Annotated in this window: 13 protein-coding genes; 10 read left to right on the top strand and 3 right to left on the bottom strand. The window is 39.3% G+C overall.

The features are described from left to right. Window positions 1–72 precede the first annotated feature (72 nt). Window positions 73–2,376, bottom strand: a complete 2,304-nt coding sequence (locus ABXG83_RS07845; RefSeq protein ID WP_353548300.1) for a S41 family peptidase — start codon at window positions 2,374–2,376, stop codon at window positions 73–75. 210 nt (window positions 2,377–2,586) lie between these two features. Between ABXG83_RS07845 and ABXG83_RS07840 the strand changes: the two genes are divergently transcribed. The 5 genes from ABXG83_RS07840 to nth all read left to right on the top strand — a co-directional run bounded on the left by ABXG83_RS07840 (window position 2,587) and on the right by nth (window position 6,258). Beyond that, complete coding sequence (locus ABXG83_RS07840; RefSeq protein WP_353548299.1) at window positions 2,587–3,306, top strand: ATP-binding cassette domain-containing protein; 720 nt, start codon at window positions 2,587–2,589, stop codon at window positions 3,304–3,306. Window positions 3,307–3,364: 58 nt separating this feature from the next. Beyond that, entirely contained in the window at window positions 3,365–4,654 is a 1,290-nt protein-coding gene (gene eno / locus ABXG83_RS07835; RefSeq protein WP_353548298.1) for a phosphopyruvate hydratase, read from the top strand. A 102-nt stretch (window positions 4,655–4,756) separates the two neighbouring features. Beyond that, on the top strand, window positions 4,757–5,056 hold the full coding sequence (locus tag ABXG83_RS07830) for a septum formation initiator family protein (protein ID WP_353548297.1): 300 nt from the start codon (window positions 4,757–4,759) through the stop codon (window positions 5,054–5,056). Between the two features lie 199 nt (window positions 5,057–5,255). Then, a complete protein-coding gene (locus ABXG83_RS07825) occupies window positions 5,256–5,489 on the top strand; it encodes a hypothetical protein (protein WP_353548296.1) in 234 nt (77 codons plus the stop codon). A gap of 115 nt (window positions 5,490–5,604) precedes the next feature. Beyond that, the gene (gene nth, locus ABXG83_RS07820) at window positions 5,605–6,258 is read left to right on the top strand and encodes an endonuclease III (protein WP_353548295.1); all 654 of its coding nucleotides are present in this window, start codon (window positions 5,605–5,607) and stop codon (window positions 6,256–6,258) included. A 90-nt stretch (window positions 6,259–6,348) separates the two neighbouring features. Here the strand turns inward: nth and ABXG83_RS07815 are convergent, their stop codons facing one another. Beyond that, on the bottom strand, window positions 6,349–9,720 hold the full coding sequence (locus ABXG83_RS07815; protein WP_353548294.1) for a hypothetical protein: 3,372 nt from the start codon (window positions 9,718–9,720) through the stop codon (window positions 6,349–6,351). Window positions 9,721–9,781: 61 nt separating this feature from the next. Here ABXG83_RS07815 and ABXG83_RS07810 point away from each other — a divergent pair, with 61 nt between their 5' ends. Next, on the top strand, window positions 9,782–10,420 hold the full coding sequence (locus ABXG83_RS07810; protein WP_353548293.1) for an MBL fold metallo-hydrolase: 639 nt from the start codon (window positions 9,782–9,784) through the stop codon (window positions 10,418–10,420). On the opposite strand, the gene ABXG83_RS07805 is transcribed toward ABXG83_RS07810, so the two are convergent. Further along, complete coding sequence (locus tag ABXG83_RS07805; RefSeq protein WP_353548292.1) at window positions 10,412–12,610, bottom strand: hypothetical protein; 2,199 nt, start codon at window positions 12,608–12,610, stop codon at window positions 10,412–10,414. The two genes, ABXG83_RS07810 and ABXG83_RS07805, sit on opposite strands and share 9 nt — an antisense overlap. Before the next feature lie 182 nt (window positions 12,611–12,792). Between ABXG83_RS07805 and ABXG83_RS07800 the strand changes: the two genes are divergently transcribed. The 4 genes from ABXG83_RS07800 (at window position 12,793) to ABXG83_RS07785 (ending at window position 16,731) form a co-directional block, all read left to right on the top strand. Continuing rightward, window positions 12,793–13,473, top strand: coding sequence for a response regulator (locus tag ABXG83_RS07800; protein ID WP_353548291.1), 681 nt, complete (start codon window positions 12,793–12,795; stop codon window positions 13,471–13,473). Between the two features lie 118 nt (window positions 13,474–13,591). After that, the gene (locus tag ABXG83_RS07795; protein WP_353548290.1) at window positions 13,592–14,641 is read left to right on the top strand and encodes an ATP-binding protein; all 1,050 of its coding nucleotides are present in this window, start codon (window positions 13,592–13,594) and stop codon (window positions 14,639–14,641) included. Window positions 14,642–14,953: 312 nt separating this feature from the next. After that, window positions 14,954–15,601 carry a DUF47 family protein gene (locus ABXG83_RS07790; protein ID WP_133473527.1) on the top strand — a complete coding sequence of 216 codons (648 nt, stop codon included), beginning with the start codon at window positions 14,954–14,956 and terminating at the stop codon, window positions 15,599–15,601. 89 nt (window positions 15,602–15,690) lie between these two features. After that, entirely contained in the window at window positions 15,691–16,731 is a 1,041-nt protein-coding gene (locus tag ABXG83_RS07785; RefSeq protein WP_353548289.1) for an inorganic phosphate transporter, read from the top strand. Window positions 16,732–16,736 lie beyond the last annotated feature (5 nt).

Below are 16,736 nucleotides of genomic sequence, written 5' to 3'. Positions count from 1 at the left end.
AAGCAATAGAATTCTTGTAGTTATACAGTGATTTTTTTTATGTGGGATCGGTCTATTTCTGATTGTACTGCATCACTTTTTGTTGATAAGTTGCAGTGCATAGTTTATTAGTTCATCTTCATTGTTTTTTATCCCACGAATAGATGGACGAACACTTATATCCGGAGTAACACCTCGGCCATTATATAAACTTCCATCTTGCTTCAATACACGCATACCGGTCCATGGGGTCATTAATCCTCCAAAAAGATAGCACATATTGATTGTGCCTGTGGTGCCTGCAGTTTTATCTCCTATGATGGTGCCTAGGCGATAGTATTGTACTATTTCCATGACATTCTCCGCGTAACTCAACGCTTTGCCATTGGTTAAGAAAACAATTCTACCCATAAAAAAAGGCTTGCTGGGCTGATATTCAATCGGCTCTTGATAGTCAAAGCTCATCTTCTCTCTATCCGGATAAATGATGCGAGGGATGCCATCAGTTACGCCCAAAATTGTTTTACGGGTTAGGTGTTTCAGTATTTCAATATTTCGCCATTTAGGATATCCTCTTACATCAAAAATTATTCCCTTGGCTTCAGCAAGTTCTTGAATATGCCCTTCTAGTTCATTCCATGAAATCTGCTCCAGGTTTACATAATAAACTCCCGGACTTACTGATTTGAATTTCTGTAAAGTCTGCATCGATGACGATGCTTTATTGTATGCAAACTGATTTAATGTTCTTTTTAAGATGTAAGTCTTAATGGTGTTATTATTTGTTTTTATAGTGATTGTTATTTCAGAATTTTCATTTCCACGTAATGATTCTTCAATTGCCTTATAACTTCTTCTAGATGCGGTAGCCCCGATTGTATTGGATAGAATCTTTTGCCAATATTGTATTGCCGGTATATTATCAACTTTATGGATGATTGTACCCACTTTCAAATCCAGATTCTGATCCAGCACTTTTGTTATCATTAATTTTCCCTCTATCAAGTCCCACTGAATGGGTAAATAAAAATCCGGGTAGAGGGTAGAAGAATAATACATGGTCATGTGGCTATCATTCAAATCCCTGACCATTTGAGTAAGTGTTTCACGATGATCTTCTATACTGTTATCGGTCAAACTTCTTTTGATAGCGTTTTTAAGTTTGACATCCCATTCCGCAGTTTGGAATGGATTATCAGGATGAAAATGTTGTAACCTGTTCCATAACAAAATAACGTTTGCAATTCTTGTATTAATAGAAACATTGGTGAGTGAAGTGTCGCTGATAGCCGCTAGTTCATTTTTTAAGAGTGCTAACTTTGATAAAGGAACTTGCGGAAAAGTATGTTCATTTTTAAGTTGTAGCACCAAGGGAAATCCAATTTGTAAATTTGTTCCGATATTCTTGATGAGGTATTGTTGTTCAGGAATAGAAATTTTAAACAAAGGCGGGTGTATTTGTAATGCGCCCGAACTCCGAGTGAATCGTATAACTTTTTGATTCTTTATATGTAAGACCTCAATATCTTGATTGGGACCAAATGGTTTCCATTCTGTAGATAGTTTTTCTTTTTCTACTTTATTAAAATCATAGCTATCTGTTAAAACCCATTTTTTGTCTATTTCGGTATCAATCTCAAGGTTATTTATCATAACTGATCCGGTCTGTAATATAGTGGTGATACCTACTTGACATTTTTCTGTGTTATCCGGGATATCTGTTATCAGTTCATGAGTCTCCCATTGGCCAACCGTTAATTTTTGACCTTGTGTTGTTATTGATCTGCTGTCGGCTCCTGATGGTTTATATGCAATAGTGAGATATGCGGCACCAATAAAAGAGCCATCTATCTGAAGATGAGTTCTCACCCTCACTTTTTTGCCCTTGTATTTTTCTGCAAGAAGTAGTTTGCTAATAGAGCCAAAATCGTTGCTGCTTTCAGGAAGTTTTTTGGCCAACCTGTTTACCCTCATACTTTTAAACGGATACCTGATGCTTTCTTTCCCATCTCCGAGATGTTGCCAGAAAACAATTGTAGAAGTGTCGTTGAACAGACGTGGGCTTGATTTTATAGAGCCAGTTGGTGCAAAAGAAATATTTGATCCTATTGAAGAGAAGAGTTCGGATAGTTCAAGTAATACAGGCAGCCGGCTATTTGTGATTTTACTAGCGCCATACCAAGCAAAACGATCCCAATCAATGAGGGATGATTCATCACTCGGATAGAAATATCTGATGTAGCCATATGCTTTCGCAAATGAAAAATAAGCTTCTGCTTTATCAGTTATTTTTTGCTGCTGAAACGGACGATCAGCGTCAATAAAAGAGGATACAACTAACAGGAAAGCAGTAATGGAAATGCATAAACTGAAGTATCGAAGGTTTACTAAACGCATGTATTACATTGGATTGATGAATCGATAATCACAATACGCAGAAAGAGGAAGTATGTTACCTCGATACAATAGACACCCTGCTGCAAATAATAAATGACCAGAATAGTGGGTCGATCGGATGGGATACAGGTAACAGCTAAAACTATCGGTTGTTAGTCTATTGTGATTTCCTTATCATGTTCAAATGCACTGAATTAATATCTTTACCGCATGTCTATTGAAGTTAGCGGTATTACCAAAATGTATGGCACACAGAAAGCGGTGAATGCTATTTCTTTTACAGCTCATAAAGGAGGAGTGGTTGGATTTCTTGGTCCAAATGGCGCAGGGAAGAGTACAACCATGAAAATGATCACCGGATATCTATCGCCCGATGCAGGTACTATTCAGGTTTGTGGGATGGATGTACAAAAAGATCCCGTAGCCACTAAAAGAAGAATTGGGTATCTGCCGGAAGCAAATCCTCTCTATTATGATATGTATGTAAAAGAATACCTGGCATTTATTGCAGGTGTTCATCAATTGGATCAGATTCCTAAAGCAGTAGCGCGCGCTATTCAATTAACAGGACTAGGTCCTGAAGCGCATAAGAAGACTGGACAATTATCCAAAGGCTATAAACAACGTGTTGGACTTGCAGCAGCATTGATCCATGATCCCGAAGTGTTGATCTTGGATGAACCGACCAGTGGATTGGATCCCAATCAGATCATTGAGATTCGAAATGTGATCAAAGAGCAGGGGAAGGGAAAGACGATTCTGTTTTCGTCGCATATTCTGCAGGAAGTACAAGCGATTTGTGAGCGGGTGATCATCATTCATAAAGGCAATATTGTGGCAGATGATCAGGTAAGTAACCTGCTGGGCAGTAAGGGAAACACACTAGAAGACGTGTTCCGTAGTCTTACAGCGACGCAACCAACCGCCTAATTCCGTAAATTGCAAATTCATTTATCAACCCTATTGATCATTTAAACAAGCAACCGAAATGAGCTACATTATTGAAGTACATGCCCGTCAGATACTCGACAGTCGTGGTAACCCCACTGTAGAAGTAGATGTATTAACTGATGACGGAGCCCTGGGCCGTGCCGCTGTTCCAAGTGGTGCAAGTACCGGTATTCACGAGGCGGTAGAACTCCGCGATAACGACAAAAAGAAATACGTAGGTAAAGGCGTTCTTAAAGCCGTAAAGAACGTGAATGATATCATTGCAGATGCCATTGTTGGTTTTGATGTGGCTGCACAAGCTGCTATTGATGATGCAATGATTGCATTGGATGGTACTGCCAATAAAAGCAAATTAGGTGCAAATGCAATGCTGGCCGTAAGTATGGCTGTTGCTAAAGCAGCTGCAGAGGAAGCAGGATTGCCACTGTACCGCTATATCGGTGGTACCAATGCAAAAACATTACCCATCCCGATGATGAATATCCTGAATGGGGGTGCGCATGCGGATAATAAGATCGACTTTCAGGAATTTATGATCATGCCTGTTGGAGCTTCTTCTTTCAGTGAGGGCTTACGTTGGGGCGTTGAGATTTTCCATACGCTGAAAAGTGTATTAAAGAAAAAAGGATATAGCACGAATGTGGGTGATGAAGGTGGTTTTGCTCCTAATATTCAAAGTAATGAAGAAGCGATCGAAACCGTATTGGAATCAATTCAAGCAGCAGGTTATAAAACAGGTTCACAGATTGTAATCGCAATGGATGCGGCGAATAGTGAATTGTGGGATGCCAAAAAGAAAAAATATGTATTCCATAAGAGCAATGGTAAGATCATGAGCAGCGATGAACTCGTGAAATACTGGGAAAAATGGGTAAAACAATATCCTATCGTGTCTATTGAAGATGGTATGGCGGAAGATGACTGGAATGGTTGGAAAGCCCTTACGCAAGCTATCGGCAGTAAATGTCAGCTGGTGGGTGATGATCTGTTTGTTACAAACGTAAATCGTTTACAAACAGGAATCGATAAAGGTATTGCAAATGGACTGCTGGTTAAAGTGAATCAGATCGGTACTTTGACAGAAACCATCAATGCCGTTACGCTGGCTCAACACAATGGATACAATACCATCATGAGTCACCGCAGTGGTGAAACTGAAGATACAACGATCGCAGACCTAGCTGTAGCCTTGAATTGCGGACAAATTAAGACAGGTTCCGCTTCACGTACCGATCGTATCGCTAAATACAACCAACTGATCCGTATTGAAGAGATGTTGGGAGAAACAGCAGTATATCCCAAGGGAAAAGTGAAGTTTGGGAAATAAAAAATTAGCTGCAAGCTGCAAGCTACAAGCTTCAAGTAAGGGAAATATTTCTACTTGTTGCTTGAAGCTTGCAGCTTGCAGCTTTTCTCCTAATTTTGATTTATGAAAAAATTCACTTCTGTCATCACAAACAAATACTTCCTGGCCGGAGGTTTTTTTGTGGTTTGGATGCTGTTCTTTGATCAGCGTGATTTTTTTCAGCAGCGAGAGCGAAATGCCGAACTGAAAAAACTGGAAGCCAAAAAGCAATACTATCTCGACGAGATCAATAAAACCAAACAGGAGCTGAACGATATACAAAGTAATCCTGCCGCACTTGAAAAATTCGCCCGCGAACGCTATCTCATGAAAAAAGACGGGGAAGATATTTTTATCATTGAAGATTCAGTGATATCAAAATAGACCGTAAGAGCAAAACTTGCTCCTAAGTTTTTTATAAAATCAAACTGTTGATTATCAATATTTTATTTACTTTTCTCAGTAATTCTTTGATTTGAATTACTAAATTACTGATTACAGAAAGGCTTCCCGCAATAATATCCTTTCGCCTCCCGTTTTAATACATACCGTATCCTCTCAGTTCAATTAATATAACCCTGTTATGAAAAAGTTCAAAGAAGAGGATTTGATATTGTACCTGTATAAAGAGTGTTCTCCTGCTATACAAAAAGCGGTAGACGAAGCGCTGGAAGAGGGAGATATTGAATTAACAGAACAATTAGCCGTTTTAGAAAGAAGCATTCGTCAGTTAGACCAACTGAAAATGAAATCACCTTCAAAAATTTCTATCAAAACGATTATGGATCATGCTCATGCAGCTGTAAAGAAGAAGTAAACTTCTTGCTTGCATGGATGTTAATAAAGCCGCAGATTCGCAGATAAAAATAAATATTTGTGTATCTGCGGCTTCCTCATTTACATACTTCGAACGCTTAATTTTGAAGCAGTTTATGACAAAAAAAGAACGATACGGTCAAGTCATCGATTACTTCAGCAAACAAATACCCGTTGCTGAAACAGAATTGATCTACGATAATCCTTTTCAATTATTGGTAGCAGTGATATTGTCTGCTCAGTGTACGGATAAGAGAGTCAATATGACCACTCCCGCAATCTTTGCCAGATATCCATCACCACAGGCCATGGCTCAAGCTAGTTTTGATGATCTGTTTCCTTTGATCAGAAGTATCTCTTACCCGAATAATAAAACCAAACACCTGATCGGTATGGCCAATATGTTGCTCGATCAGTTTCAAGGGGAAGTGCCGATGACTGTTGAAGCGTTGGTAAAACTTCCGGGCGTTGGAAGAAAAACAGCAAATGTCATTACTAGCGTGATCGATCAACAACCCAATATGGCTGTTGATACACATGTGTTTCGGGTGAGTAAACGACTAGGCTTGGTTCCGGAAAAAGCAAGTACACCCTTGGCTGTAGAAAAGGAACTGATCAAATATATTCCGGAGGAACTGGTTCACAAAGCACATCACTGGTTGATACTTCATGGAAGATATACTTGTCTTGCACGTAATCCGAAATGTGAATCATGTGGACTAACAGCGCTTTGCAGGTATTATGCAAAAGCAGCAAAAAAGAAAGTTTGATGTTTTGATCTTTGATTTCTTGATTCGGGCATTTATTTAAATCAAGAAATCAAAGATCGAAACATCAAACCTAACTGTAGGAAACAGGGATTAAAAATCGAATCCAATTGCAAAGTAATAAACAGGAGCACCTTTGAATATTCCTTTCATTGGCCAACCTGCATCAAACTTCATAAAGTAGCCGAGTAATGTACTGCGTGCTCCAAATCCGTAACCACCGGCAAAAGGTCCGAGTCCACCAGCATCAATACGCACAACTACAGGTGATGTAGGATCACTGATAACTTCACCCGGACGCTTGATACCATTGTATTTGCCATTCCAAGCAGTTCCCAGATCAAGGAATTGAACCAATTGGAAATTACGTAAGAATGCATTGTTGATCGGTCTGTTGATCAGTGTTGAGAACAATGGGAATCTGAATTCACTGTTGATCACAAAAGCATTATTTCCATTCGCAATATTTTGTCTGTAACCACGCATGTTCACAGCAAGTGATTGGAAAGCATAAGACTGATCTGGTGCAGGAGTATTCTGTCCATTGAATTTAGGTCCAATCCACCCATCTACACCACCGAGGTAGTAAATAAGTTTTTGTCCACCCCAAGAGAAATCTGCAGCAGCACGACCTGCCCAAATAAAGTTGCGATAGATTTTGTGATAGTATCTGCCATCAAAACCAAAATTGAAAGTACCTTTTCCGTTATTCAAAGAGGTTTTGAATGTAGGCATATTCACGTCGAAATAGACTTTATATCTCAACCCGTTCCAGATATTCTGAGTAGGATTGATGGTATTGTCATGTACATACTCAATTCTGGAAACAATATATCTACTGATGGTGTCTTTGAAAGCCAAAGCTCCCGGATCTGGTATTCCACTGGCATTATCAAACGAACGTAAAATACCTCGATCGGTTCTGAGTGCAACAGTAGCTCTCAAGCTCTTCACCTCATTAAAAGGATATGTAATATTACCCTGATACAAATTAGTGATCAGCATACTGTTGAATGGTGTATTAAAGAAGTTGGTGACATTGCTTCTGTAATAGGTCATTCCCCAGTCAAATCGTTTGCGTAAATTTTGATAAGAGAAGAATACATCCTTATCACTCAAGTTGGTTCCAAATCGGAAGCCACCTACAAATTTTTGGTCTTCAAATAAATCACTTACCCCTACACGGAAAGTGAAGTTGAAATCATTACCGTTATTCAGTTGGATAGGTCCTGAGCCTCCGCCATAAGGCTGATACCTGTTCACAAGTACATTGTTTGTGAATCCGCTGAGGATATAATCACTGCTGAACTTCAATCTGTAATCATACAGTCTTGATCTTTCTAAAACAGATTTCTTTTGCGGGATGATCTCAGTATCAAATCTGCGGGTAGTATCTACTTTTTCATTTGAAAATTCATTTTGGAAAAAGTCTTTCGCCGCACGGCTCGTAGTATCATTGGTTGCAACACCATTATTATAAATGATCGCTTTGCCTTCTATCGCTTTTTTCTCATCTATGATCCGCTTCATGTATTCTGTTGGGCGACTGTTGACATTTCGCTTATTCAATGCCTGTTCATCAACACGGAGTTTGTACAAGAATTTGAAATCACCTTCTCTTCTTACTTCACTTACTTGTCCGTTATCACCGGCAATCCTCGTTTCAAGTAATGAGCTTTGATAATTGGTGATTGGGAATGTATATGTAGAATCTTTGTACACCTGAAAATAACTAACGCTATCCGGCTCATCTTTTTGCCATGCTCTCAGCGTAGAGTCAAATTCTTTTGGTGAAGGATTTCTGAGTAGTTCTTCACCGATGTAATACAAAGTATCCAATCCATCTCTCTTGGTGGAGAAGAATCCTGCCCAACGGTTACCAATACCATTCTCATCTGCCACAAATGTGAAGTGATTGGTATTGTATTGCATCGGATAAGATGCATTGCCAAATTTCAAGTTGGTCAGCTGCGTGATCTGTTTTTGTTTACTTGTATTCAGGATGTCTACCATGAATACATTGAAACGATAGTTGCTCGGTAATATCGTATCAGCATTCAGTGCCTGTGGTGAAGGTCTGTTGGAACTAAAGATGATACCGGAACGATTAGGGAATGAAACAAAAGTTGGATTAAGATCATCGTACACATCATCCGTTATTTGCTCCAATTTGTTTTGCTCAATCTTATAAGTGAAGATATCTGTATGACCATTCTTCACAGCACTGAAAATAAGAGAGTTTGCATCCAGCATAAAACTCGCATCCAGTATTTGGTCTACACCTTCGATTTCCTGCTTATATCTTTTAATGCGAGCAATAAGATCATACACAAACATTTTGATCTTACCATCTTCCCAATAAGCAACCAATAATCGGGTTCCTTTTCCATCCCAAGCGAGAATCGGGTAATTCGGATTAATGTCTCCCTGATTGGTTCTCACACCACTTTTCAATAAAGTTTTTCCATCATAGAAGTTCTCCATCAGTTTCACACTATAAATACCCTTATTGAATTCTACGACTGCATAAGTTGTACTGCGTGGATTTGGATTGGCTTGGAAACGGAAGAAATCTTTCTTAGTGACTTCTTCTGAAACATTCAATTGTCCTCTTGGTGCATTTCTGCGCTGACGAATATCTCTGGAATAACGTTCTTGCTGAAATTGCATGAACTCTTCCAATACTTCTTTGAATTTCTTTTTACATACCCGCATACAAGCCTGGTTCAGGTTTTTGTAAATACGTGCGAGGTATAAGAGATAGGTAATATTTTCCTTACGATATTTCTCACCGATATACTGCCAGAATGAATGTCCGGCAAGAGTAGGTTTTTCAAATGCAAACTGATAGAAAGAGCGATAAGTGCCACTCAGCATAGCACTTTTTAGTTCATCATCTTTGGTGGTACTCCATGGTTCTGCTGCATACGAAACATAGCCATCTACCAACCATTTTGGTAGATCTAACAAAGCCTGATTACTGGCGAATTCACCAATATCATCTCCAAATAATAAATTATCTGTCAAAACCTTGGCAATTCCTTCTCTGATTTGTCTTTTCAGGTTAGCATGATTGCCATCAAAATACACAACGATCTTATTGTTGACCAGTTTGGTGAGTCCGCCTGAGTTTTGCCAGTCAATCCCTAAACCAATATTGCTGCTTTTATAATCATTGTAGTTGTTGTAGACAACAATATTTGCACGGCGTTGTAAGGAGTATTCAATGAAATTCTCCAAAGAGCGAAGCTCTTCTTCAGCAAGTTGGGCCGCAAATTTGCCAAGTTCAAAACCACCCTGACTGGTATATGTGTTGAAGTTGGGAGACTGATAGAACTTCCATACCAGTTTTTTATGTTGCACCCTGTTTTTCCCAAATTCAACTGAGTTTACCTGGGCCATGGAAAGGACTGGAAATAAAAAAATGGCTAAAACCCATCCTTTCATCATTCGATTCAATTGCATATCCGAACTTTAGTGTTTTAAAATTAGTCAATTACCCTGTAAAACCTTCATAAAAAACGTTATGCTCAAGGTAAAGGCCTTTATTTTCAGCCCTGTTCAAGAAAACACCTATGTGTTGTATAATGAACAAGGCAAAGCTATTATAATTGATCCCGGTTGTTACTTTTCCGCTGAACAGGAAACGTTAAAAAACTTTATAAAAGATACGCAGCTTGATCCTGTTCAGTTGCTTAATACACATTGTCATCTCGACCATGTTTTTGGTAACAAATGGGTGTATGATGAGTTCAATCTCGAGCTGTATTTACATCCTTTGGAAGAACAAGTATTGGCTCATGCTCCTCGCTCAGGAGAGCGTTGGGGGCTTCCTTTTGAAAACTACAATGGGCCTTTGCACTTTCTTCAGGATGGAGATACCGTAATGCTCGGAAATGATGCTTTGCAGGTGATATGGGCACCCGGACATTCACCGGGAAGCATTTGTTTTTACCATCAGGAGCAAAAAATACTGATTGGTGGCGATGTCTTGTTTCACCAAAGTATTGGCAGAACAGATCTTCCCGGAGGAGATCATCAGACCCTGCTTAACAGTATTCGGGAAAAATTATGGGTATTGCCGGATGAGGTCAAAGTTTACTCCGGTCATGGCATCACCACTACCATTGGGTATGAAAAAAGGAACAATCCATTCTTAGTTTAAAGGACTTTCTTTTTCCATGGCTTTATTGAAAGCCATTATGAATATGGCGCCAAGGTTTTTGTGTGGCGGTATATAATCTTCAAATTTTTCCTTGTAACCGCCTGTTACACGGGTTTGAAGCTTTTGCCAGATCTCCTCCCAAACCAGGTCTTTGTTGAGCCTGATCTGATCGGTGATCGCATCAATCAATGCCTGATTGAGGACACCTGCAGCTACTTGTTTTGAGGAGATGATGTGGGCTGTTGGACAAATATCCAATACCAGATTGAGTTTTTGGTATCCTCCGCAACTGCCTAATAACACTACTTTGGCGGATGGAGCCAACTGATCGATGGTTTGTTGGAGATAATAACTGTGTCCCCGATGTATCACCATTGTTGGTTGTAGCCCATTTGTTTCCAGATAATAGTTTAGACTGTCTTGGGCCATTGCGTCCAGATCTTTAGTTTCATCTAGGGGCAGGTTGGCATAAATGGTTACAGGCGTACCACGTGCAGAACTGATCTCAACCCAATAAGGTTTTCGAACAATACGCCAGTTGCTGTTACTGAAACGAGCTAAAAAAGCACCAAAATAACTTTCAGCATCCTTATCACCATAAGCGTATTGCTGTATGATAATTCTTCCCGAAGCATTTTGCAATTCCTTCAATGGCATATTGTATACCGTATTGATACCAAGTGAAGCAGAAAGATTTGTTTTGCCGGAAGAGTCTGCAGAAACGAAAATGGTATTCAGTAAATGATAAATGACTTCACCTCTTTTATCTTTTTGTGTCTTACTGTTTTTAAGATTTTGTTGTACCTGTGATAAGATAAGCTTTCTGATATCTTTATTATAAATGCTGGCATAAGAATCAGCCACATCAACGGCATCTTCTAATGAGCCTGTTTTTTCCAAACCATTCACAAAATTCCGCATCAATTTTTGAGCAGCAGGTTTGCTCATACGTTTTAGAAAATCATCAAGCGTGTTATATGCTGCTGACATTTTCAAAAACTTCCGATAAAAATCATAATGCAATGTTTGCAAAAGAGAGTCAGCATCTCCGCTTTTAAAACGTGCGAATATGCGCGGATAAACACCTGATACAAAACTGGAAGTATAGATCTCCTCTTCACCCAATACTGCGAGATAATAGAGCTCTTGAGGGTTCAAAGAATCTATTTTTTTGAAGCGAATATTGGGATTTGACTCATCATGCAATGCATTGATCTCATTGATATAGAGTTCTACAGCTTTGCCACGAAGCTTACCTACTAAGGTTTTGGCAGCCATAGGAGTATCACCCTTTCTCATTCTCTCTGCATAACCTATTCTTGTTTTGACCAGTAATTTGTAGTAACTGTCAGAAGATTCATTATCCAATATCGGTGCTATTTGACCGATGGTTATTTTGTTTTGATACAGGTCATCTAAAAAAGGAAAATACATTCTTCCATTCTTTGATCTTGCCAGTGTAGCGATCAGTTTTACCAAAGGATGTTCTACCTGTTGAATTTTTTGTCCAAGTGTATTTGGAGCTGCAGCATAATTGTATAACTCTTCTTGATTTCTGAATGCACTGATGGTGATCAAGCTATCTGCATAGCGGTTATTTGGATAGCGGGTAAGTATCTTAAGAATATTTGAAGGTTCTCGTTGACAGGTTTTTAATACCAGTACATCTTTCGCTGCTTCTATGCCGACGTTGTTTTTAAGACAATAATTTTGGATCAATACATTTCCGATCTCCAATTCATTTTGTTCGATGATAGGAAGAATGGATTTGCCTTCCAGTTCTAGTTGCATGCATTCATAAAAAGCTTTAATGAGCCCCGGATACATGATATTACGAATGATGCGAGCCTGCCATGCTGATTGAAAGCCGGTGAGTAAATCATTGATGCCTCTTAACCAGATGTATTTTTCGTTATCACTCAGTTTCGTGCTTGATTCTACGATCGCACGCATATTGTGGACATAGGTTCGAATGCTTTTATGGATCGATTGATTGAGTTTTGGGTCATTGGTGACCGGAAAGACAGAATCAGCGACACTGCTTAGTTTGGTAATATTGCGAAGACTGGTTTCTATATAGGAATGGTGCACTTCGCGCATCAATGGAATAGGAGGCATGGCCATTTCCTGCTGTGCAAAAGAAGCGATGGATACAGCCAATAACAGAACGATCAGGTAAAATTTCTTCATGCTCATACACTTATGCAAAAATACTGCCAAATGATCGAATCGAGGGATTTGCCCAAAAACGCCCAAAACTCCTTCATTTAGACAGCTTAAAAACAACTTAATCAGTTAACAATAACATAATAGTGCCAAAAACCTTTTATGCCAATGTTTAAAATTAATTTTGTGTAAACATAAGGTTAACAATGGAAGGCAAGCCGAAACAGATTTTGATCGCAGACGATGAGCAGGACATATTGGAGATTATCTCTTACAATCTCACCAAAGAAGGGTATGAGGTCTATACCGCCAAGGATGGAAATGAAGCAATCGAAAAAGCCAAACAAATTCATCCTGATCTGATCATTTTGGATATCATGATGCCCAAAAAGACGGGAGTAGAAGTTTGTCAGATACTCCGTTCACAACCTTTGTTTCAAGATACCTTGATCATCTTTCTCACTGCACTGAGTGACGAAGCATCCCAGATCAAAGGATTAGAAACCGGTGCTGATGATTATGTCAGCAAACCGATCAGTCCGAAAGTATTAGTGAGTCGCGTCAATGCCTTGTTCAGACGTCTCAACTCAAAAGATACAGGTAAAACCATCAAAATTGCGAATATTCAGATCGATCCGGTAAAGTTCAATGTTACCATTGATGATCAGGAAGTGATCTTGGCAAAAAAGGAATTCGAATTATTGTATCTGTTGGCTTCTCGTCCGGGACGTGTGTTCCTTCGTAATGAGATACTATCACAGATCTGGGGAAATGATGTGATCGTTGGTGACAGAACCATCGATGTTCATATTCGTAAAGTGCGTCAAAAATTGGGGGTTGATTGCATTACAACAGTGAAAGGGGTAGGATATAAGTTTGAGTTATAAGCAGCAGGCTACAAGCTTCAGGTTATAAGTCTTACAGCATTTTCTTGCTTTTTCATTTCTCATTTATGATTTCTTTTTTCTCTGTTCTTCATTCCTCTGTTTCCCTACCTTAGTGGTCATGTTCAAGACCAAAAATCTTTCGCCGCAACAACTATCGGCATTTACTGCATTGATTTTGTCGATGCCCATTTCATTGGGCATTTGGTTCATTCGGCCGGATTGGAAAATTGCTGTAGGCTCTTTGATACTTACTTTTTTAGGTAGTTATCTATTGATCAGAACGGTATTGGAATCTTTCATTTATCGCAAGATCAAACTGATCTATAAATTCATTTATCAAACCAAGGCTAGTAAAAGAGAGGAGACCTATTACAAATATATCTTACCGCAAAAGGGTATCGATGAAGTAAGGGAGGATGTTGAAAAATGGGCAGAGCAAAGAAGTGCAGAGATCGAGTTGCTTAAAAACAATGAAGCGTATCGAAAAGAATTTTTACAGAACCTTGCACATGAATTCAAGACGCCCATTTTTGCGATACAAGGTTATGTAGATACTTTGTTGAGTGGGGCCATGGACTCACCGGAAATCAGCAAACGTTTTCTTGAAAATACCGCTAGGAATGTGGATCGTATGGTGAATCTTGTAGAAGATCTGGATGAAATATCAAGACTGGAAAGCGGTGAACAACCTTTGTATAAAGAGAATTTTGTGATTCAGGAGTTGATCAGAGAAGTATATGAAACACTCTCGATCAAAACAACCGCCAAGAATATCAAGTGTTCCATCAAAAAAGGCTGTGAGTATCCGATCACTGTTTTTGCTGATCAGGAGAAGATCAGACAGGTCATAAATAACCTGTTGGAAAATGCAGTGAAATATGGAAAGCAGGATGGAACGATCGTAGCGAGTATTTATCGTACCGATGATGAACATGTATTGATCGAATTCAGTGATGATGGAATTGGTATCGCCGAAGAACATCTACCCCGCATATTTGAAAGATTTTATAGAACGGATAGGGGTAGAAGCAGAGATAAAGGAGGTACCGGACTTGGGCTAGCCATCTGCAAACACATTATTGAAGCCCATGGACAAACCATGCATGTACGTAGTAAATTGGATGTAGGAACTACGATCGGCTTTACCTTGGATGCGAGGCGCGAGTAATCAAAAACCAAGCCCCCTTTTCCTACCATGGACTATGGTCCATAATAAGGTTTCCCGCTATACAAAAGCCCCGATAGAAATCGGGGCTGACACATGAGAAAATCTACTTTCGTTGCTCAATTACGATAAACTGTGCTGCAAAATTGAAGGATGCGTGTTAACCGGATATGTCCTAATTAAGAAGAAACCGTTAACGATTGCATTGGTTACATATACAGAAATTAAGCAAATTTCAATGTTACCTAATTATTAATTCCTTGTTTTCCTTTCTACATCGGTACCGTAAGCCTATTTTTGCATAAATTTTAACCTATGGGTATCAATACTTTTGGTCGTTTGTTCATGCCAAAAAACAAAGTTTTCTATGAGTTATTCGAAGATGTAGCAGAAAAAGTGCACGAAATGGGCTTGAAACTCAAGGAGATGGTAAGCGAGCCCGACAATAATAAGCGTGCTGCAGTGCTGGCTCAGATCGAAGACCTTGAGCATAAAAACGATGATAATACCCACCGTATTTTTACCGAACTAGGCAGAAACTTCATCACGCCATTCGATCGTGAAGACATACACTATCTGGCAACAGCCTTGGATGATATTGCTGATTATATTTTTGCTTCTTCTAAGAAGATCAATTTCTACAGTGTTAACCCCAATGATACAGGAATCCAGAAAATGGCAGATCTTATTCTACAGGGTACAGTAGAGATCAAAAAAGCAGTGAATGGCTTACGTGATATGAAGAACCTGCGTGAAATGACCGAAGCCATGGTTAAAGTGAACAGCATCGAAAATCAGGCTGATGATGTATTTGATATGAGTATTGAAATGCTCTTCCAGCAAGAGAATGATTTCAAGGAAGTGATCAAGAAAAGAGAAATTTATCAGGTAATGGAAATCGCTACTGATAAATGTGAAGACGCTGCCAATGTCATTGAATCTATTATTATTAAGTATGCTTAGTGTGAAAAAGGAAAGGTCAAAACTGAAATCGTTTTATTTCAATTTTGACCTTTCGCCTTTCACTTTTTCTTCCCAGAAAAATTAACCCTATGTTCACCCTCCTGGTCATCATCATTGTTCTGGCTTTTATCTTTGATTATATCAACGGCTTCCATGACGCGGCAAACTCTATCGCTACTATTGTTTCAACAAAAGTATTGACGCCATTTCAGGCTGTACTTTGGGCTGCAGTATTCAACTTTGCTGCATTTTTTATTTCCAAGTACCTGATCGGTGAATTTAAAATCGGGAATACGATCGCAAAATCTGTCAACGAAAATTTTATCACACTTGAAGTGATCTTCGCAGGTTTATTAGCTGCTATCACATGGAATCTTGTTACCTGGTGGTTTGGGATTCCTTCAAGTTCGTCACATACTTTGCTGGGTGGTTTTATGGGAGCTGCATTAGCACATGCCGGCGGGTTTAGTGAGAATGGTATTGATGTGGTGAACTATGCAAAAGTGATTCCCACTTTCATGTTTATTTTTCTTGCTCCATTGATCGGTATGTTCATAGCATTTGCCATTACAATTCTGATCGTTCATCTGTGTAAGCGAGCCAATCCTTATAAAGCGGAGACTTGGTTCAAGAGGTTACAGCTGGTTTCTTCAGCTGCATTTAGTTTGGGTCATGGAGGTAATGATGCACAAAAAGTAATGGGGATCATTGGTGCTGCTATCATTTATTATGAAAGTTCTTTAGGGGTAGACATGTCTTTCAATCAGTTCGTAACAGAATACAGTTGGGTTCCTTTCTGTAGCTTTTTAGCCATTGGTTTGGGTACTTTAAGTGGTGGATGGAAGATCGTTAAAACGATGGGTACCCGTATCACCAAGGTAACACCACTGGAAGGTGTAAGCGCTGAAACAGCCGGTGCCATTACTTTATTCCTGACCGAAAAGCTTGGTATTCCTGTGAGTACGACACACACTATTACCGGTTCTATCATTGGTGTAGGTGCTACAAAGAGATTGAGTGCCGTTCGTTGGGGTGTTACGGTAAATCTTTTATGGGCATGGATCTTAACCATTCCGGTATCAGCAGCAATGGCAGCATTGTTTTACTATCTCGTTAAATTATTTATCTGATTTTA

This window comes from Sediminibacterium sp. KACHI17 (genome assembly GCF_040362915.1).
Taxonomy (GTDB): Bacteria; Bacteroidota; Bacteroidia; order Chitinophagales; family Chitinophagaceae; genus Sediminibacterium.
Note: the sequence above shows the minus strand (reverse complement) of the source record. Positions and strands in the feature narration are given on the sequence as shown.